A 19,939-nucleotide genomic window follows, 5' to 3' on the forward strand; every position below is an offset into this window, starting at 1 on the left:
AATATTATTAAACTGCAAAAGTAGTATAAATCGCTCAATTGTGAGTAATTAATTCCATATTTTAATAATCCGGCTATGAATTATCTATCTAAACAAAGAGGGCTATTTCCCTTTTTAGAAATAATTATGCCTTTGTTTATCTAATATTTTGTCTTACTATTTGATTAAATGTTAAATACTGTTTTATCTGACATAATTTTTTCAGTATCTTTATTATCATTACTTTTGAAACTCATTTACCGGTTATTGGAGATGTATGGAAGAAAATAAGAGTATTTACAAACTGGGAGTTGCGCTTAGCGGAGGTGGAGCGAAAGGCTTTGCTCACTTAGGTGTTCTCGAGGCACTCAACGAAAAGGGATTGTACCCTGAAGTAATATCGGGAACCAGTGCCGGAGCATTTGCCGGGGTTCTGTATGCCGATGGATATACACCCCTGGAGATCAAAGCTCTTTTTCAAAAAAAAGTATTCAGGGAGTTTGCCGAATTTACAATTCCTCATGGCGGGTTCTTTAAAAGTGAGGGCTTCCATTCTTTCCTGAAAAAACATTTGCGAGCTAAACACTTCGAAGACCTGAAAATTCCTTTGCGCGTAGTTGCTACAGATATAGAGTACGGAGACAGTCATGTGTTTACCTCCGGAACATTGATCCCTTCAGTAATTGCCTCTTGTTCGGTGCCGATTATATTCAGGCCGGTTGAGATCAATGAACATTATTATGTGGATGGGGGTTTATTTAAAAACTTCCCTGTATCTACTATTAGGAAAGAATGTAAAAAGATAATTGGTGTAAATGTGAGTCCTTTGATGAAATCGGAATTTAAAAGTTCGATAAAGTATATAGCAGAGAGGTCTTTCCATTATATGTCGGTTTCGAATACATTGCTCGATCGTAATCTGTGTGATTACCTCATCGAATCAGACTCACTATTCAAATATTCGATGTTCGATCTCGATCATGTGGAAGAAATATACCAGGCTGGTTATGAGCTGGCTTTGGATTTTCTGGAGGCAAATAAAGAATCATTAGCTGAAGATTTTCCGGAATCAGCGATCGGTGAAATGAGGATGGGTTAAATAGACCCCGGATGCGAAACAACTACATAAATGGATTAATAGTATTTTATTTTTTGTGGATATGTTTATCTATGTAAGATAGGAATTATAAGTTATGAATTATGAGTTATGAATTGGCTAACGCCGAACGTTGTTTCGAAGTATCGACGAAGCCAATTAAGGAGAATTATACTTTGCGACTTAGCGTCTTTGCGAGAAAATCTGTCAGGTGTGTCAGGTTTTAGTTAGTGTACTAGAAAAAAGTATACTAGTTTACTAGAAGGGATATTAATAAAACTAGCAAGCTAGAAACAGCGTTCAGCGGAACAGAGTGTAGCTAAAACTTAAAAACTATTAAACTAAAGTATGTGTCAGTTTTTAACTAAAAAGCCAATAGCTAATAGCCAACAGCTAAAGAAGTGTCAGGTTTTAATAAAATAAATGCACAACAAAAAATTCTGCAAAAGTGTAACTTTTGTAACTTTTTAACAATTCTTGCAATAATAATATTCAATTATAATGAGCGAAAAAGTATTTATTTATCAGGTGTTGCCCCGATTATTCGGTAACGATAAGAGCGTAAATAAAGAAAATGGTACCATTGACGATAATGGTGTCGGAAAATTCTCTGATTTCGATAATAAGGCCCTGAAGGAAATCAAAAAAATGGGCTTTACCCATATCTGGTACACCGGAGTCTTAGAGCATGCATCAAAAACAGATTATTCTGCTTACGGGATACAAAAAGATCATCCGGATGTAATAAAGGGTAATGCAGGTTCACCTTATGCTATCCGTGACTATTATGATGTATCTCCCGATCTGGCAAACGATGTCAATAGCCGTATGGCAGAATTCGAAGCGCTGATAGAACGTACACAAAAAAACGGGATGAAAGTTATAATAGACTTTGTTCCCAATCATGTGGCACGCCAGTATCATTCGGATGCCAGACCAAAGAAAGCGGAGGATTTTGGTATCGATGATGATACTTCTGTCTTTTTCGATCCTGATAATAATTTTTATTATATTCCGGATCAGCCATTGGAACTTCAATTCGAAGTACAGCAAGGTGATGATGCATATAAGGAATTTCCCGCAAAAGCCACGGGAAACGACTGTTTTAACAATAAGCCGGGTATAACCGACTGGTATGAAACCGTAAAGCTTAATTATGGAGTCAATTATAATAACGGGCACAGCACATCTTTCACTCCTATTCCCGATACATGGCTAAAAATGCGGGATATTTTACTCTATTGGACGGCCAAAGGTGTCGACGGATTCCGTTGCGATATGGCGGAGATGGTTCCTGTGGAATTCTGGAATTGGGTTATCCCTAAAGTCAAGTCGAAGAAAAAATCATTGATCTTTATTGCTGAGGTCTATAACCCTTCACAATATCAGAATTATGTACATTGGGGACTGTTCGATTACCTCTATGATAAGGTAGATCTTTACGATACTCTCCGGGATGTTATCTGCGGACACAAACCGGCTTCTGAAATCACTTTCTGCTGGCAGCGTATAGATGGTTTACAACCTAAAATGTTGAACTTTCTCGAAAATCATGACGAACAACGCATTGCCTCTGATTTTTTTGCGGGGGATGCCTTTAAAGCAATTCCGGGGATGATCGTGACTGCTACAATGAATGTGAATCCGGTTATGCTATATTTTGGCCAGGAGCTAGGCGAACGTGGTATGGATAAGGAAGGATTCAGCGGACAGGACGGCCGTACTACCATATTTGACTACTGGTCGGTAACATCTGTCCGTAACTGGCGTAATGGAGGCGCTTTTGGTAATTCGGGATTGAATGATGAGCAACTCCGGTTGAGAAAATTTTATTTACAATTGATCAAAATTGCGAAAGAGGAAGAGAGTATCGTTTCGGGCAAATTCTTTGACCTGATGTATGCTAATTATGAAAATCCTGAGTTCGATTCTACAAAGCAGTATGCATTTCTTCGCTCAGGTAAAAAAGAATTTCTATTGATTGTAGTTAATTTTGATTCTCAGTCAAAAGATATATCGGTACAGATTCCGGAAAATGCATTTTCCTATATGGGAATAGACTCCCAAAAGGTAAAAAACGCGAAGGAACTCCTTTCCAATAAAAATGTAGTCTTAGGATCTCGTTGGGATAAAGTGCTGTTTATGAGCATGGAAGCATATTCGGGTAAAATCATTAAATTTTCTATTGATTAAGATTCTATATAGTGATTAGTTTTTTATAATTTTGCACCGTAAGAAACTAAAAACAAACTAAAACCTTAAAGATTTATTGTAGAGATGGATAGTAATATACCTTTCAAGATTTTCTCGGGAACAAAATCCCGTTATTTGGCTGAAAAAATATGTGCAAGCCTGGGATGTCCTCTTGGAAAAATGAACATCGAACGCTTTGCTGACGGCGAATTCTCAGTATCATATGAAGAATCTATTCGTGGGGCACAGGTGTTTCTGGTGCAATCGACTTTTCCATCTTCCGATAATCTTATGGAACTATTGCTGATGATAGACGCGGCAAAAAGAGCTTCCGCTCATTCAATAATAGCCGTGATTCCATATTTCGGATGGGCGCGTCAGGACAGGAAAGATAAACCCCGTGTGTCGATAGGAGCCAAACTGATCGCAGATATGCTGGCTGCGGCAGGAATAAACCGCCTTATCACAATGGATCTTCATGCAGATCAGATACAAGGCTTCTTTAATGTGCCTGTAGATCATTTGTACGCGTCGGCTATATTTGTCGATTATATCAGATCGTTGGAGAAAGACAACCTGGTTATAGCTACCCCTGATGTAGGAGGGACAAAACGTGCCAGTTCATACGCCAAATATTTTGGTATACCAATGGTTATCTGTTACAAACTAAGGAAAAAAGCAAATGAGATATCGGAGATGCAGATAATCGGAGATGTAGCGGGTATGGATGTTTTACTGGTAGACGATATCGTAGATACAGCAGGAACTATTACCAAAGCCGCAGACCTGATGATTGCAAACGGAGCTAAATCGGTGCGGGCGGTAGCCAGCCATGCAGTGATGTCAGATCCTGCATCGGAAAGGGTGGATTTGTCAGGGCTAACGGAAATGGTCTTTACCGACAGCATCCCATATTCCAAGAAATGCGAGAAAGTTGTCGTCCTTTCAGTAGCCGATGTGTTTGCCAATGCTATACGGCGTGTGCTTTGCAATGAATCTATAAGTTCGTTGTATGTTTTATGATCAGGTGGTGCCTATAAACTAAAATAACAAGGAGAGATTGAGCAAATCTCTCTTTTCGTTTATGATAAATTCAGGAGCCAAATTTGTATATATCGTCAAATAAAGATACTTTTGCAACTTACAATAAATATGCATTATAAATTATAATAATGAAAGTTCATCACGAGGGACGCGGAGTTTTAGTAACATACTTTATAATACTTGTTCTGTTGAACGGGGCTTTGTGGTACTTCTTTCACCATTTGGCTCTTTCATATATTATCGGAGCAATCTCGGTTGTCCTGTATCTTGTTGTATTGAATTTTTACAGAAGCCCTTATCGCCGGTTTAAAGGAAACACTGACGGTATAGTTGTGGCTTCGGCTGATGGTAAGATTGTCGCTATTGAAGAAGTATATGAAGGTGAATACTTTAAGGACAAACGAATCGTTGTATCTATCTTTATGTCGCCGTTTAACGTTCATGCAAACTGGTACCCTATAAATGGGAAGGTTTTGCTTTCGAAACATCATGAGGGTCGTTTTATGGCAGCTTATCTACCAAAGTCAAGTACCGAGAATGAAAGGTCTACTGTAGTTATGGAGACTCATGATGGTAAATATCAATTATTACTGAGACAGGTTGCCGGAGCAATGGCGCGTCGTATAGTGACGTATGCACAAGTAGGTGAAACTGCGCATATAGATGAACATCTCGGCTTTATAAAACTAGGTTCTCGCGTAGATGTGTATTTACCTTTAGGAACCGAGATCCTTGTAGAGATGGATCAGAAGGTTATAGGTAACCAGACTGTTATCGCGAAGCTAAAATACTAAATAAGAAATGAAAAGACATATACCCAATTTATTTACGTCTCTTAATCTGTTTTCCGGTTGTATTGCTACAATAATGGCCTTTCAGGGAGATTATTTATGGGTGGTGGTATGGGTTATTGTTGCCGCTTTTTGCGATTTTTGCGATGGCTTTTCTGCCAGGTTGCTGAAGGCCTATTCGCCAATGGGGAAAGAACTCGATTCATTGGCCGACATGGTTAGTTTCGGAGTAGCCCCGAGTGTAACGATATATGCATTTTTGTCCGAAAACATATATAAGATAACCCAAGTTCCTTTTTTGCAGGAGTATCTGCCTTATATAGGATTTTTGATAGCTGTGTTTTCTGCTTTGCGCCTTGCTAAGTTTAATATCGACACACGTCAGTCCGATTCATTTATCGGTTTAAATGTGCCGGCAGACGCATTATTCTGGGTGAGTTTTTGTTATGGCCTGACTTATGATGTACCTTCTGTCAGCCCTACATTAATGTATATATTTATAGCAGCCATACCTGTATTTGCTTCACTCATGGTTTCGGAGATTCCAATGTTTTCACTTAAAGTAAAGAACATTAAGTTTAAAGGTAACGAGTACCGGTATTTCTTATTAGTATTTATAATCGGGATGGTGGCCTATATTGGTGTATTAGGAATTACCGGTGGAATATTATTGTATATTGCGCTGGCAATCATCGATAATAGGAATAATGTGCCCCAGGAAGAATAAAAAACAGTATGTTTTTTTATCAAAAGTTTGTAGTTCTCGCTAAAAAGCAGTAATATTGCATCCGATTTCGGGATAACCTCCGAAAATCAGGTCCTATAGCTCAGTTGGTTAGAGCATCTGACTCATAATCAGGGGGTCCCTGGTTCAAGCCCAGGTGGGACCACATTTCACAGATTTTTAGAGGACTTTAGAGTTCCTAAAACATTGAAAAATAAGAGATTATCCTTTTTGGGTAGTCTCTTAATGTTTATTAAAGACCCTTGTAATCTTTAATTTTTGGGTATAGTTTTGGGTACGGTTTAAATATCGTACCCAATTTTTTTTTAAGTAATTTATCTATACCTAAAATTTTAAATTATGATTATTAAGAGAAATATTATTTTTGATTTATAAGCTAAAAAAGTAAAAGGAGAAACAAGCAACACGAATTTATTAATTCGCATGCGCGTTAATTATGGCGGTGTTAGGATTGATTTTCCTACGGGTTATAGAATTGATTCTAATAAATGGGATAAAAGCTTACAACGTGTAGAAAAAGGAAGTATAAACAAGTTAGAACAAACAGCATCGGATATAAATGCTCATTGAGATAAAGAATGTATGCCACAGGCATAACAAAATAGAAACAATAAGACAATCTCAAACAAGGATGACCGCTTTTTTGCGACTGCAAACTATTGCTTTCCGAAGTATGCGGCTCCTTACCTATAAATATTGAAAAGGCGAATTGTAGCATATTGATGTCTACTGATAGAAGGTTGTTTTTATAGTAAAATGTTTGAGAAAGGTTTTTTGAAGCCATGCAGCGATACCTGTAACAATAAAAAGAGGATGAATAATTACCCTCTAATATAAATAGTTACAGTGTAACGCAGGAAGTTTATGCTGGCAGGTTGCTCCTCAGCAGAGCCTACTTCCTCTTCAACATCCTAATACAAAGGAAATTATTTTTAATAGTAGCTTAAATATTAGGATTACAACATAGAAGTCGTAATCTATGTTTAATCTCAATAAAAGTAGAAATATATGGAAAGTAATAACCCAAGAAAATGGAAAAAGGGAGGGCGAAAACCAAAGTTAGACGCTGCGGTTTATCGGTATTCAATTAGTTTTAATTCTGTAGAGAATGCAAAATTTCTATCATTATATGAACAATCGGGAGCTAAAAATAAAGCTTATTTTATAACCGCGTGTATTTTCAACAGGACACTGAGAGTAGTCAGAATTGATAAAAGTGTACAAGATTATTACATGAGATTGACAACATTTTTCGGAGAATGTAGAGCCGTAGGAGTTAATTATAATCAGGCAGTGAAAGCTTTAAATTCTAATTTTTCAGAAAGGAAAGCGATGGTTTTACTTTATAAGCTTGAACAAGCTACCATCAAGTTGGTACAAATTCAGCAAAAAGCGATTGAATTAACGAAGGAGTTTAATGATAATTTTTTTCTGATTTCAGATAGGCTTTGTCAAACTATTTTTTCTTATATTCCCTTGGAGATAAGCCCGCGACCCGTTTAAAATATTTGCCGAAAAATGATTGGGAAGGGAAACTCAGTTCATCACTGATTTGCTCAACCGTCATATTGGTGGATTTGAGCAGTGCTTTGGCTTCCAATATTACATAACTATCTATCCAATCATTAGCAGACCGGCCTGTATTCGCTTTTATCAAAGTTGACAAATATTTGGGCGTCAGGCATAATTTATCCGCGTAAAAGCCGACACTTCGTTCTTGTCTATAATGATCTTTAACCAGCGTAAGGAATTTATCAGCCAAAATTTCATGTTTAGATTTGTTTTTATCATCCGGCACCTTGTGGAAACTATGGCCTGCACCATAAAAAAAGGCCTTGGTCAGATGCCTTACTGTTTCCATGCGATAGGGATTATCTACATTTTGTATAGCCTCTTTCATCATCGCATAAAAAAAGGTTACTGATCTTAATCCTTTATCAGATAAGGGTACGGTCGGATTGTCACTGATAGAATAGAATAAGGAGGATTTCGCCTGTATATTCAGATTATTTATAAATTGCTGGGACATGACGATGATGAGTGCATTGAAATCCTCACTCATATATTTATGCTGGAGTATCTGTCCTGGCAGGAGAACTGTCAGGCATGGAGCTTCGGAAATATGAGGCTTCAGGTTAATCTCGCCCTCCGATCTTCCCGACAGACAAATCTGGGCTGTTGTAACATCAACCTTGAACGGATATCCGAACTTAGATTTTATTATTGGTTTATCCAGTAGTATAAGGTCATTGCCGATAGAAGTGATTTCCGCCTCTTTTATATCAACCTGCCAATTTAGTAATTGTATATTTCCTTTCACGATCGTCTGATATTTCCAGTAAAATTAGACTATTAAATTAAATAAACAACAACAATCCGACCTTTCGTCCAAAATTGCATCCTTTTTGACCTTTTGTGTGCAAGAGACTCCAGATACCTTTGTCCCCGGATATAAAGCGAATCAAATAACGAAATGAAGAAAATCGTATTAGCGTTTGCCATAGTAATGATGGCTGGAATTACATCAGTAAAAGCACAGGGATTAATGGGTTTTATCAAGGAAAGGGTCTCCATAGGGGTTAAAGCGGAAGCTAACTATTCAAACTTCATTCTTTCCGATATGCCGGATACAAAAAGTGAAATGGGTGTTGGAGCGAACTTTGGTCCGGCTATCAGGATCAACCTCTCTAAACATTTCGCCATTCAGGAAGACATCCTGTTTACGTATTCAACTTCGGAATATACTCAAAATGGTGTAAAAGATACTTATCAGTATTTCGGAACGGAGGTCCCTATCTATCTGGTGGGACAATGGCGTACATTTTCTGGTGGACGTATTTACGGTGGTGTTGGTCCATATTTCGGTTATGGGTTTAATGCCAAACGAAAGGACAGTGATCTGGACTTGTACAAGAAAGTAGAAGGAGAAACACCGATGAAGCGCATGTCTTATGGTGCAGCAGCACATGTAGGATATGAGTTCAGGTTCGGATTACAAATTAATGCCAGCTATAAAATCGGAGCCAATGTGTTGGATACCAAAAGTGGCGATTCTAAAATGTGCCCCCAATCAGTTTCATTGGGAATCGGATACAATTTTTAAATATAAAGAGCAGGCGGCAGGTACATCTTAGGATTAAAGTAAATCTGTCTTCTATTTATTAGAAAAAATATAATATGATGAAAAAATTCATACTCATTTTGATGATAGGATGTTGCATCTCTTTGAATGCACAGGAAAGCAATAAAAAGCATTTGGATGTGAAGGCTACATGGGGAATAAAAGCAGAAGCCAATATCTCCAATTTTTTCATATCAGGGACTTCGGTAATAGACAGTAAGATGAAATTGGGATTTACCGGCGGGGCATTCTTAAATTTAGAGTTTTCAGAACATTTTGCTTTACAGGGAGAACTGATATATCACTATAAATCATCTGATTTCGATAGAGAAGATTTAAAAGGAAAGTATGAATATTGGGGTACGGAAATTCCTATATATGCTGTCTATCAATGGAAATTAGCAAAAGGAAACCGGCTATATGCCGGAATAGGACCTTATACGGAATTCGGATTCAGTGCCAAACTGAAAAGAAATGGAGAAAAGATTGATCTGTACGAAAAGGAAAAACTGGCAGAAGTCTCTGCTATGAAAGATAGCAACGTTGGGTTTGGTGTGATCGTCGGTTATGAATTTGCCAATGGCATTCAGATAAATGGCAGTTATAAAGTAGGAATAACAAATATCTTGGATTCTAATAGCAACTCTGTTTCATTGCATCCAAACACTTTTAGCCTGGGAATCGGATACCGTTTCAAATAATCGGTCAGTAATAATACAAGAAGAAAAGTTCATCAATGAGAAATGAAGTAAAAGTCAAGATAATATTATGTTTTCTGTTATCCTTAACATTGCCATTGTATTGCCAAGAGAAAAAAGATCAGGCCTTAACTACGTATAATGGGAATATTGCGGATACCATTAAAGCAAAAGAGAAAAAGAAAGATTCCTACTGGAACAGGCTGATTCATGGCAATATTGACCGTTCTTATGAAAAAACAATAGATATTACATTTGCCGGTGCGCCATCTTATACACGGGAGGCCAGTTTTGGCATAGGAGGTATGGCAACAGGGCTATACCGCTTAGACCGGAGAGATTCAATCATGCCTCCCTCTGACATAACATTGGTTTTCAATGCCTCTGTAAAAGGTTTCTTCGCTCTTGAAGCAAGAGGCAATAATTATTTTAAAGGAAATAAGACCTTATTGTCATATAATGTAGGGTTTACAAGAAAACCTCTCGATTTTTGGGGTATCAGTTATGATGCCTCCAATGTTAATCCTGTAATCAGTTATACCCGCCAACAATTTAAGATCGATGCTAATTATCAATATAAGTTGCATAAAAACTTTGCGATAGGAGGAACACTCGATTTCACTTATACAGATGTTTCCAGGATAGATGATATTACATATCTGGAAGGACAAAACCGCTCTTTTATTGCTACAGGCTTAGGCGTATCCTTAAAATATGACAGCCGGGATTTTATCCCTAATCCCCAACGGGGATGGTATATTATGTTTCGCCAATCCATATTCCCCGAGATATTCGGAAATACAAGCAGGACGCTATACCGGACAACTTTCATTGCAGACACTTATCAAAGGGTATGGAGTGGGGGATTATTAGCATTCGATCTTTTTGCCCAGTTCAATAGTGATAATTCACCTTGGGCTCTCAGGGAAGAGCTTGGTGGAAATCAACGTATGCGTGGATATTACTCCGGACGCTATATTGATAATAATATTGTATCGGGGCAGATTGAATTAAGACAACATATTGTCCAACGTTTCGGATTTACGACATGGATTGGTGGCGGAACTGTATTCCCGTCTATTAAGAAGTTTGATATGAAAAACATCCTTCCTAATTATGGTATTGGCTTACGTTTTGAAGTCAAACGCAATGTCAATGCAAGGATAGATTATGGGTTCGGAAAAGAAACCGGAGGATTTGTGTTTAATATAAGTGAAGCGTTTTGATGATTACAAAATAAATTTCATAAAATACCAATAAATTTTGAATAATATAAAAGGTGCGTGTAATAGAATTGTGTACAACTAGTTACGTCCTTATTAGACTCTTTGAAAAGTATAGTGCAAACTGATTTTTAGTATTGTTTTATTTTTTGAGAAGAAAGAAGCATTGTGCAATAGAAAATTAATATTCACAAAATAGAAATAGCATACTCAGTACACCTATAGAAATAGATATTACCCCATTACCTATACTTAAAAATATAAGTAATGGGGAATCAACAGTTTCTTGTATTATTCAACAGTGAGATTTCTGCTTCTGGGAGATTTAACTTTATATTTTAAAACAATCTCTTTCCTGTCCGAAGGCTTTAGTTCCATGTTCCATTTCACTTCTCCTGTTTCGGCATTCAGAGCTCCTCCCGACAGGTTTTCAGATTCTACTTCTATTTCAGATATTGTCGATACAGGTATCTGGTCGAGTAATACGAAATTAATAGCTTGATTCTTATTGTTCCTGATGCTGATTTTCCATTCACGAATATCTTCCTTCTTCGATCCTAAGAATTTCTTCGAACTGTAATCTTTCCCTTTTTCGCGGTTAACCATTATGCTTTTATCCTTGCCCAGCGAGATATTCAAAGTATCGGATGTGTTTCGTGTATCCAGAATGGTTTTTCCGATATAAGTGTTTTCAAAAAATATGTTGGCTTCACCATCCAGTAGATTGTATTTCTCCCAGTCTGTGATATTTGCCAATAGAAACGCATCCTTGCTGATCTTTGGTATGGCAAAGTATTCATAATCGGCAGGCAATTCGTATCGATCTACTTCTATAATGGTATTTTTATTATCCGACTTGATGGAGTAGGGTGTTTTAATCTCGAATTCCACTGTAGTCTGAGTTGTTACCTGCGCTGTCGGCATAGCTATATCAGCCCTTTTAAATTCAGGAACAGCTGGCTTACTTTTTTCAACTTGTTTTACTTGTATGCCGGACACGGCCCCTGTGAGTTGTTGTTTCTTTGATGTTCCATATCCAACCACTACTACTTCGTCTAACTGGTTAGCATTTTCTTTCAATCTTACATTCATATAAGAGTTGGTAATGGGCAGCGTCTGGCTTTCATAACCAATAAAAGAAATTGTCAGTTCTTTTCCGTTCTGAGGTATAGCCAAAGAGAAGCGTCCGTCAAGATCTGTGATTGTGCCTATAGTAGTTCCTTTTACTACTACCGATGCTCCGATAACAGTTTCATTCTGTTCGTCAAGCACCACTCCTGATACCTGGTTGTTATCAACCTGTGTATTATAACGGGGAGGAGCTGTATAATAATTAAGGAAATATGTTTTTAGTTGAGGGACTACATTTCCTGTATTAGGATCGGCAGATGAGACTTTCAATTTTATGTTCTTCCAGTCCTCTTTTGTATTTTGTCTTATGTTGGCTTTGTAGATAAGCTGTATAGGCTTATCCACATTAATGGCGCGTATATCGTAAGTCGGGAACCAACCTGCATTATTCACATAATATGTCAACTCCACATTTGCCCTAACTGTTTTCTTTGTTTCCACCTCTATTACAACTTCACCTATCGGGGAAATCTTGGTTGTACCCTGTTGGTTCTGCTCTCTGTAGATAGCATCTCGTTGACGTTCCAATTCGTCTATTTTTTTATTTAACTCTATATCCTTCAGTTTCAGGGCAGCTATACGGTCTCTGTAATAGTTTGCCGTTTCCCTTAGGGTGACGAGACTGACACCAGTATTCGAACCTCCTATTTTCTTGTTTTCATTCAGAAAATTCAACTCTTCTTTGATTATCTCCTTGTTGGTTTTCTCTATTGCTATTTTGTCCAGAATATCTTCGAGTTGCTTCCCGAGTCCGGTAGCTATGACAGCCTGTTTCAGCGTATCGAAGTTTGATTGGTGATTGACAGACATCACCATAACTTCCCCGTCCATTTTTACCTGCACACTTTTCGCATCGATATATGGAGAAAGATTAGTGAATCGGATTTTTGATTTACCGGGTAGCAGGTCAACGGCTTTTTTTCGCAGGACTTGTGCTCCATTTATGAAGACTGTTGCTTCCGAAACTTCGGACTTAACAATGACTTCTTTTTGTTCTTGTGATAATAATATTACCGGAAATAAAAGAAAGATCAGCATTGTAAGATGTATATGTTTTCTCATAATAATGGATATTAAGTGTTAATTTTCTCTGTGCTACGGCAGGCTAAAGTAAAAAAATATAAGCAGAATGTAAAATATAGAGGCCATATATTTTCTTTATAAGATAAAATCACTTATTATTTCTGTAAAATAAGTATATTTGCAACCCAATTTAAGTTTAATAATTTACTCTTTATCAATACAAAAATGAAAATTGCTATTGTTGGTACCAGCGGTGCTGTAGGTCAGGAATTTCTAAGAGTTCTTGATGAACGGAATTTTCCGATTGACGAATTGGTTTTATTTGGTTCTGCAAGAAGTGCAGGCAATGTATACGAATTTCGCGATAAACAGTATGAGGTAAAAGAGCTGAAACATAACGATGATTTTAAAGATATTGATATTGCTTTTGTATCTGCCGGAGGTAGTGTCTCGGTCGAATTTGCTGAAACAATAACCAAACATGGGGCCATAATGATAGACAATTCGAGTGCATTTCGTATGGATAAGGATGTGCCTCTGGTTGTGCCAGAAGTGAATGGTGACGATGCAAAGGTACGTCCGAAAGGTATCATTGCCAATCCTAATTGCTCTACAATCCAAATGGTTGTGGCGATGAACGTGATAGAAAAAATATCACATATCAAACGTGCCCATGTAGCAACTTATCAGGCGGCGTCGGGTGCGGGTGCGGCAGCTATGGATGAATTGATAAATCAATTTAAACAAATTGCGTACAATACAGATGTTACAGTAGAAAAATTCGCATACCAGCTGGCTTATAATCTGATTCCTCAGATCGATGTATTTACGGACAACGGTTATACGAAAGAAGAATTGAAGATGTATAATGAAACTCGTAAGATTATGCATTCTGAGATTGAAGTGAGTGCCACTTGTATTCGGGTTCCTGTACTTCGTTCACACTCAGAAGTTATCTGGGTGGAAACAGATCGTCCTGTGTCGGTTGAAGAGGCGAAGGCTGCATTCTCTAAGGCTGAAGGTGTTATTCTTCAGGATAATCCTGCGGAAAAAGAATATCCGATGCCATTGTTTGCCGCAGGAAAAGATCCGGTATATGTGGGACGTATTCGCCAGGATATAGCAAATCCGAACGGATTGACACTCTGGGTAGTCGCCGATCAGATAAAGAAAGGTGCAGCGTTGAATGCTGTACAGATAGCCGAATATTTGATTAAAGAAAAAGCTATTTAATTTGAAGAACTTGTTTGTATAATCAAAACAAACGATTATATTTGCATCGCAATTGAGCAGAACATGCTTTATTGAGATTTCAGGAAGTGTGGGTGAGTGGCTGAAACCACCAGTTTGCTAAACTGACGTACGGGTAACTGTACCGGGGGTTCGAATCCCCCCGCTTCCGCTGACAATACTAAATAATTGAAACAGAGCTGATAACCAGTTCTGTTTTTTTATTTGTGGTGGGGTGCGGTCGCCACACTTTACCTCGCTTATTATCAATCAATTAAATATAATTATATTTATTATTAATCTAATGTGAGTTCGAAATAATATAATCATCTAAATATTAGCATAATAGATGATATTTGATTAACTTTAAGTAGTTCAGATTCAAAGTTTTAAATCAAAAAAACACTCTATTATGCTAAGTAGTTGTGAAGTTACAGATATTTTCTATTTATGTGATGAATTTACCACTGATTTTGAAGATTTTTATCCTAAACGTGCTTTGCGTGAAGATAATAGTAAAAAGCATCGTAATAAACCTAATCGGTTATCTGACAGTGAAGTAATGACTATACTGATTGCTTTTCCTAAATATTTATCTCCTTTAAAAGTAAATCGATTATTAATAATTTCACTTTTATCTATTATTTCTTTTTTATTATTTACAGTGATGGAAAGTAATACTGTTTTTTTATTAAGTTCGTCAGGTGCATATCCGCCAATATTGTAACTCTCTTGAAAATGATACTCATATGGTAAAAAATAAGAAAAGAAATTAGTAATGTTGCTTTCATATTATGAGTTTTATTTGAAAGAGAGGGAATTCTTATCCCCCTCTTTTTGTTAGAAGGCTTTAATTAAATTAGAGCTATACACTTTATTTTAGTCACAATGATAAGACGGGTGATTAGGGTTACTACCCTGTTGTGGAGGCTCTGCTACACAAGATCTACTTCGAGTCGCTGTTTTAGTTATAGGTTTTAATTGATTGATTAAAAACCTGTTAGTCGAGAATGTGCCCCCCGCTTCCGTAAATGAAACTATAAGAAGTAATAGATCTTAGGTAAATCTTGCAATATCAGCATATTGCAGGATTTTTTATTCCCCTGTCTTTCTATCGAAAATCATAAATTACCTGCTATCCTTCGTCGTTTACAGATTTTGTTTTATTTTTTTGTTAGTAAGTTATTGTGTCGCATGTAAATCTTTAACACAACGTACCGAACATCCGCTCGCTCTGGCCTGCAACTGATTAGCGAGTAAAGTATATGGTTTAAAATACAGGTTGTAGGCCTGATATTCGTGTGAATTTGTCCCGATTGTAGCATTCCATACGTGGCCTTCGATTCCAACATAAGAGTCTATCTCATTGTTATTATTAGGATTTGTAAATGTTGCAAAATCTCCGGATTTCGGATCTCTGTACCCGGCTGCCGCAGTATAACCCATAACTCCGTCTATTCCTGTACCATCACTGAAATTGCCAGGTACCGGTAAGTTTGCAAAAGGGGTATCCCCGGGTGTATCCACATATGCGACACGCCACCCCGGAGGGCATGGGTCATAAGGTGTTTTCTTCAGCAGATTTTCGTCATACCACAGATTATCATCCTGATCGCTATTACTCGTATTGGCTGTGTACCAGTCCCCTAAAGAACCATTCGAATAATAGAATGTAAGTGGAGCTTTTATAGATGCCCTCAAATTATTATTATACGTGACGGGGAGCGTACTGATATCGCTCTTTGTAACGGTAGGATGTATCATGTCAACATATGAGTAAAGTACCTTTTCTGTACTGCTGGTAGTAGTTGCCGCTCCGGGGAAAGGATCTTTGCGACCCCATTGATACAGTAAACCCATCGCTCCCAACGCGCCGAATGTGGCATTCGTCGCACCCAAGCAACGATCCATAAACTGCAAACCATTATAGCTTTTATATTCAGTTTCCGGATCATAATCTGTTACCCAAATATGCCAGCTCCAATAGGTTATGCCACCTATAGTATATGCTATTACGGCATTGCCTGGTTTCAGTCCTGTTACAGCAAATGTCGATTGAGAACCGGCATCCGCAATTATAGGGGTGTACTGAACCACACCCGGGGCATCTTGCCAAACTAAATTCATAGATCTGTCTCCAACTGCATCCTGTATTTCGTTATCCTGTAACTTCTGAGCCCATACTGCATAAGCTTTCATAACAGGAATTTTAACTGTCTGGCCGGGATTTACAATATAACAATTAGACAAGTCTAAAGCAGACGGGTCTGTAGGATCTGTAGGAATCGGTTCAACAATAATAGTATCCGATCCGTTATTTCCGCCTCCGCTATTGCTACGGGCTGTCAGCATATCCCATTGTTCTCCGTCCCAGTAGTAGAATCCGGGGGATATACTATCTGCTTCTATGGTTGCAACATTATATACAAGTAAACCCACACTTGCCTTTTTCTCATCATTATAACCTTCATCTGTAGGCTGCATAAACGGTTGCAAAGTCTTTAACTTCACTAATTCCACACGTGGCGGTAAAAAACCTCCAGTCTTACTGGTCACATTGTTAGCATCTGCAGCCTGAGATTTAATTTGTAACAGGGCTGTTTTTGTCGGAGCTTCTCCCATACCGACAGTAACTTGAGCCCATGTCGATGTAAATAAAAAACTTATCAATAATATTGATATTATTCGGAGATGACATTTTTTCATATTCCGAGTTTTAATTTTTGTAGACAAATGTGAAGTTATATCCTTTTTCTATAACATAGAATATGAATTTTTGTTTTTAAAAAAACAGATTATTTTTTTTAATAAATAATATGGTAGCAATTTTCTAAAAATAACTTTGACCATTTAGTCGTTTTGGTGATAATTGTTCAAAAATAGAGAAGTATTTATTCCATGATAAATACATTTTTAGTTTTCCTTTTTGCGAATATTTATCAAATTTGACTATTACAAATTGAACAACATAAGATAAGCGGACTTTAAATATAAACAATGTAAACAAACAATCATTGGTATATTCCTTATGCTGATTACAATATTGGGCTTTAGCTATACTTGTGATAATAGTAGGATCGGGGGAAAAGCCTGTCACATCTTAGAGAGAAACCGGGGTTAACGGACAATACATATAATGCACATAGAGGGCTGGCTTTATAGGTCAATGCTGTCAGACAAAAAGAAAAGCATTATGGGGTTTATGCCTATTTTAATCTGGGGTTATTATATTGCCTGAAAGGACTTATTCTATAATAGGTAGTTGTTTAACCTGCATTAAAGAATCATCAGCCATAAAGGCTAATACAATAGGATACAGCTGGATAGGTGTAGTGAAACTACAATTGGAGGATAAAGACGGATTAGCAGATATCTATAAATCTCTGTAATTATTAAAAAGTACTGATCATAGCTGTGATATTACTTATTTAAGCGCCATTACAAATGTATTTTATGCTTATCAATTAAAAAATGAAATAAAGCCGGATAAGGCAAATATTGATTTGATTGATCAATATGAACTTGATTCTCGCAAAACGTATATTAAAAATCTTATGACTGATAAATTCTATACATTATTGGAATCATAAGACATATAAACACCTTAATCTATGAGCAAATGTTAAATTTCTCCTATATATAGGATTATCCACAACCCGACATTCATAATCCTCTTATCTTCCTGATAGTATTATTGGGTTTAGGTATACCATACAATATTTCACTCTCAGAACAAGTCATATTCGTTAGAATAATATGTAAAAGATACTATTTATGTTTTACAACATTGTGCTTTGTTAATTAGAATTCATGAAACAGCCAATTTTAACAAAAAAAAACAACTGTTTGTCTAATACTCTATTAAGGAAAACATAATTTGAAGGATTATAATTTTTTGTTAGAATCCTATGGAAATTATTCATTCAGATTATCGATATAAGGAAATCAAGAAACAAGTAATAATTAATAATACTTATTCACCACTAAAAGACTAATATCTATGAAAACAATACTCCTGCTGCTGACAGCATTTATGGGTGTGTTGTCCTTATCCGGACAGCTGAACACCCTTCACAACCTTTACTACCATTAGAAGGAGATTCAGTGTATATCTTAGGAGATATTCACTATAATAAGAAAAAAGTATCAGATAATGAACTAATCTAGGCACAGAGTATAATACCATGTACTATTACCACCTATTTATACAACCTGAAGGAGTAATTGATACATTTACTGATACTTATGGAAAAATAATCCTACCATCGGGAGATACCCTAAGTCTTGTGTTGCACGTAAAAACAAAACAAACCATACTGGATATACCCAATAAGTATTCTTATAATACAGATTCAACAAACAACAAACGTAAATTACTGGAAACCTGGCGCTGGTATAGTAAAGGCTAGCGCTACTCTGTATTTGAGACTGTCAGGAATATCAATATAGCCGACAGTACGACAAGATACTTTTTCATGGGAACATCAGGCAACAGCAACCTGGATACTTCAAAGACCATTTTAGTAATAAATGTGTAGTCTAATCAGTAGAACGATCAATCTAAAAGAACAATAAAAACCGCCTATAGATACACACAGAAAAGCAACCAATACCGTTTTCCTCTTTCACAATATAGAAAGCAAAGTTAATGGATACATTAAGATTAGGGAGAAAGGTAATTTACCATGGAAACAATTGGTATATTCATCGTGCTAGCTATTGTTTACTTTCTATTTATCCATCCTCATGTAAACCCGAAAACCGAATCTAAGCATTTAAGGACTTGTGGTTTTAAATACATGTCTATATTCGTTCTACATAGTGAAAGAAATCCTACAATGGGATCGACTCAGGTTGTATTCTTTGAAGATAAGATAGTATTTCAGTGACAAATTAATGAGACATGTAAAATAGAAAGAGGTCCGGATGGCGATTACTCTTTCTATTTGAAAGATACTCAATAGAAATACAAAATTGTGCTATATCGATAGATACGATACAAAATAAGTGATATTGTTTTGTATCGTATTTTTCTTTCCAAACACCCTATAGGTTTTTGGGAAGGGGATTTGAAAAGAAAAATACTTAGCTCTATTTCATACGTTTGATAAGTTTTAAATATTCATAGTTACGAGGTATTACTGTTTCATTAGAATTCCAAAACTTAGATGTTACATCAGGTTGTATGGGGATTAAATTTTCGACCGATTTGAGCTTCTGATAGGGCGTTTTTCCATTCAGGGCGGAATGAGGTCTTTTCTTGTTATAAAACTCCTGCCATTCAACGGCTAAATACGCTAAATCAAGAGAGGTATCAGTTAAATCAAAAAATGACCAAAATTCTGTTTTATCAGTTTGTTGAGTCCTTTCAACTTTACCATTCAAGTGAGGACTTCTTGATTTTATTGGTCTGAATTTGATAAAATGTTCATGCAGTTCTTCTTGGAAAGCATCATTGAAGAATTCTGTTCCCCAGTCTGTTTGTATGTGTTGAATGGGAAATTGTAACGTATCAAGAATCTCTCCCAGAAAGTGGATAGTACTTTCAGCTTTTTTATTGGGATAGACTCTAATCACTTTCATTCGGGTACAATCATCAATAGCAGTAAATTGATAAGCTTTATCTCTCAATTTAGTTACATCCAGTTGTACTCTTTCGCCTGGA

The 19,939-nt window shown here is 36.8% G+C and carries 15 protein-coding genes, 2 tRNA genes and 2 pseudogenes; 15 read left to right on the top strand and 4 right to left on the bottom strand.

Features of this window, described 5'->3' with window-relative positions; translation table 11 throughout:
* Positions 1-256: 256 nt before the first annotated feature.
* The 8 genes and pseudogenes from GGR21_RS18300 to mobA all read left to right on the top strand — a co-directional run bounded on the left by GGR21_RS18300 (position 257) and on the right by mobA (position 7,351).
* Complete coding sequence (locus GGR21_RS18300) at positions 257-1,078, top strand: patatin-like phospholipase family protein (RefSeq protein WP_183308716.1); 822 nt, start codon at positions 257-259, stop codon at positions 1,076-1,078.
* Positions 1,079-1,576: 498 nt separating this feature from the next.
* Positions 1,577-3,268 carry an alpha-amylase family protein gene (locus tag GGR21_RS18305; RefSeq protein ID WP_221233039.1) on the top strand — a complete coding sequence of 564 codons (1,692 nt, stop codon included), beginning with the start codon at positions 1,577-1,579 and terminating at the stop codon, positions 3,266-3,268.
* Positions 3,269-3,352: 84 nt separating this feature from the next.
* Positions 3,353-4,291: a ribose-phosphate pyrophosphokinase gene (locus tag GGR21_RS18310; RefSeq protein WP_183308717.1), complete on the top strand. Its 939-nt coding sequence runs from the start codon at positions 3,353-3,355 to the stop codon at positions 4,289-4,291.
* 149 nt (positions 4,292-4,440) lie between these two features.
* Complete coding sequence (locus GGR21_RS18315) at positions 4,441-5,106, top strand: phosphatidylserine decarboxylase family protein (protein ID WP_183308718.1); 666 nt, start codon at positions 4,441-4,443, stop codon at positions 5,104-5,106.
* Positions 5,107-5,113: 7 nt separating this feature from the next.
* A complete protein-coding gene (locus tag GGR21_RS18320; RefSeq protein ID WP_183308719.1) occupies positions 5,114-5,830 on the top strand; it encodes a CDP-alcohol phosphatidyltransferase family protein in 717 nt (238 codons plus the stop codon).
* Positions 5,831-5,919: 89 nt separating this feature from the next.
* Positions 5,920-5,993 (top strand) — tRNA-Ile (locus GGR21_RS18325).
* 263 nt (positions 5,994-6,256) lie between these two features.
* A pseudogene (locus GGR21_RS21140) lies at positions 6,257-6,418 on the top strand (site-specific integrase); the annotation flags it as partial.
* Between the two features lie 438 nt (positions 6,419-6,856).
* Positions 6,857-7,351 carry a conjugal transfer protein MobA gene (gene mobA, locus GGR21_RS18330; RefSeq protein ID WP_221233040.1) on the top strand — a complete coding sequence of 165 codons (495 nt, stop codon included), beginning with the start codon at positions 6,857-6,859 and terminating at the stop codon, positions 7,349-7,351.
* Here mobA and GGR21_RS21065 read toward each other — a convergent pair.
* Positions 7,305-8,168, bottom strand: a complete 864-nt coding sequence (locus GGR21_RS21065) for a helix-turn-helix domain-containing protein (protein ID WP_183308720.1) — start codon at positions 8,166-8,168, stop codon at positions 7,305-7,307. The genes mobA and GGR21_RS21065 overlap by 47 nt on opposite strands.
* A gap of 153 nt (positions 8,169-8,321) precedes the next feature.
* On the opposite strand from GGR21_RS21065, the gene GGR21_RS18340 reads away from it, so the two are divergent.
* The 3 genes from GGR21_RS18340 (at position 8,322) to GGR21_RS18350 (ending at position 10,893) form a co-directional block, all read left to right on the top strand.
* Positions 8,322-8,951 carry a porin family protein gene (locus GGR21_RS18340; protein WP_183308721.1) on the top strand — a complete coding sequence of 210 codons (630 nt, stop codon included), beginning with the start codon at positions 8,322-8,324 and terminating at the stop codon, positions 8,949-8,951.
* A 74-nt stretch (positions 8,952-9,025) separates the two neighbouring features.
* Positions 9,026-9,670 (top strand): porin family protein, encoded by a 645-nt coding sequence (locus GGR21_RS18345; RefSeq protein ID WP_183308722.1) that lies wholly within the window; start codon positions 9,026-9,028, stop codon positions 9,668-9,670.
* Between the two features lie 35 nt (positions 9,671-9,705).
* Positions 9,706-10,893, top strand: coding sequence for a BamA/TamA family outer membrane protein (locus GGR21_RS18350; RefSeq protein WP_183308723.1), 1,188 nt, complete (start codon positions 9,706-9,708; stop codon positions 10,891-10,893).
* A 288-nt stretch (positions 10,894-11,181) separates the two neighbouring features.
* Here the strand turns inward: GGR21_RS18350 and GGR21_RS18355 are convergent, their stop codons facing one another.
* Positions 11,182-13,083 carry a DUF4139 domain-containing protein gene (locus tag GGR21_RS18355; protein WP_183308724.1) on the bottom strand — a complete coding sequence of 634 codons (1,902 nt, stop codon included), beginning with the start codon at positions 13,081-13,083 and terminating at the stop codon, positions 11,182-11,184.
* Between the two features lie 186 nt (positions 13,084-13,269).
* Here GGR21_RS18355 and GGR21_RS18360 point away from each other — a divergent pair, with 186 nt between their 5' ends.
* The 3 genes and pseudogenes from GGR21_RS18360 to GGR21_RS21150 form a co-directional block, all read left to right on the top strand.
* Positions 13,270-14,277, top strand: coding sequence for an aspartate-semialdehyde dehydrogenase (locus GGR21_RS18360; RefSeq protein WP_183308725.1), 1,008 nt, complete (start codon positions 13,270-13,272; stop codon positions 14,275-14,277).
* 82 nt (positions 14,278-14,359) lie between these two features.
* Positions 14,360-14,446: transfer RNA gene (locus GGR21_RS18365), tRNA-Ser, on the top strand.
* Between the two features lie 240 nt (positions 14,447-14,686).
* Positions 14,687-14,857: pseudogene (locus tag GGR21_RS21150) on the top strand (IS982 family transposase); the annotation flags it as partial.
* A gap of 599 nt (positions 14,858-15,456) precedes the next feature.
* Here GGR21_RS21150 and GGR21_RS18375 read toward each other — a convergent pair.
* The gene (locus GGR21_RS18375) at positions 15,457-16,944 is read right to left on the bottom strand and encodes a hypothetical protein (RefSeq protein ID WP_183308727.1); all 1,488 of its coding nucleotides are present in this window, start codon (positions 16,942-16,944) and stop codon (positions 15,457-15,459) included.
* A 1,514-nt stretch (positions 16,945-18,458) separates the two neighbouring features.
* Between GGR21_RS18375 and GGR21_RS18380 the strand changes: the two genes are divergently transcribed.
* On the top strand, positions 18,459-18,683 hold the full coding sequence (locus GGR21_RS18380; RefSeq protein ID WP_183308728.1) for a hypothetical protein: 225 nt from the start codon (positions 18,459-18,461) through the stop codon (positions 18,681-18,683).
* A gap of 682 nt (positions 18,684-19,365) precedes the next feature.
* Here GGR21_RS18380 and GGR21_RS18385 read toward each other — a convergent pair.
* On the bottom strand, positions 19,366-19,939 hold a 574-nt coding region (locus tag GGR21_RS18385), incomplete at its 5' end, for an integrase core domain-containing protein (protein ID WP_183308729.1).

Source organism: Dysgonomonas hofstadii (genome assembly GCF_014196915.1).
Lineage (GTDB): Bacteria > Bacteroidota > Bacteroidia > Bacteroidales > Dysgonomonadaceae > Dysgonomonas > Dysgonomonas hofstadii.

What these genes read in the sequence shown, in the direction of transcription:
- mobA (WP_221233040.1), top strand. Translation starts at nt 6,857, where the DNA reads ATGGAAAGTAATAACCCAAGAAAATGGAAAAAGGGAGGGCGAAAACCA.
- GGR21_RS18320 (WP_183308719.1), top strand. Translation starts at nt 5,114, where the DNA reads ATGAAAAGACATATACCCAATTTATTTACGTCTCTTAATCTGTTTTCC.
- GGR21_RS18305 (WP_221233039.1), top strand. Translation starts at nt 1,577, where the DNA reads ATGAGCGAAAAAGTATTTATTTATCAGGTGTTGCCCCGATTATTCGGT.
- GGR21_RS18310 (WP_183308717.1), top strand. Translation starts at nt 3,353, where the DNA reads ATGGATAGTAATATACCTTTCAAGATTTTCTCGGGAACAAAATCCCGT.
- GGR21_RS18315 (WP_183308718.1), top strand. Translation starts at nt 4,441, where the DNA reads ATGAAAGTTCATCACGAGGGACGCGGAGTTTTAGTAACATACTTTATA.
- GGR21_RS18300 (WP_183308716.1), top strand. Translation starts at nt 257, where the DNA reads ATGGAAGAAAATAAGAGTATTTACAAACTGGGAGTTGCGCTTAGCGGA.
- GGR21_RS18340 (WP_183308721.1), top strand. Translation starts at nt 8,322, where the DNA reads ATGAAGAAAATCGTATTAGCGTTTGCCATAGTAATGATGGCTGGAATT.
- GGR21_RS18355 (WP_183308724.1), bottom strand. Translation starts at nt 13,083, where the DNA reads ATGAGAAAACATATACATCTTACAATGCTGATCTTTCTTTTATTTCCG.
- GGR21_RS18345 (WP_183308722.1), top strand. Translation starts at nt 9,026, where the DNA reads ATGATGAAAAAATTCATACTCATTTTGATGATAGGATGTTGCATCTCT.
- GGR21_RS18360 (WP_183308725.1), top strand. Translation starts at nt 13,270, where the DNA reads ATGAAAATTGCTATTGTTGGTACCAGCGGTGCTGTAGGTCAGGAATTT.
- GGR21_RS18380 (WP_183308728.1), top strand. Translation starts at nt 18,459, where the DNA reads ATGTACTATTACCACCTATTTATACAACCTGAAGGAGTAATTGATACA.
- GGR21_RS18350 (WP_183308723.1), top strand. Translation starts at nt 9,706, where the DNA reads ATGAGAAATGAAGTAAAAGTCAAGATAATATTATGTTTTCTGTTATCC.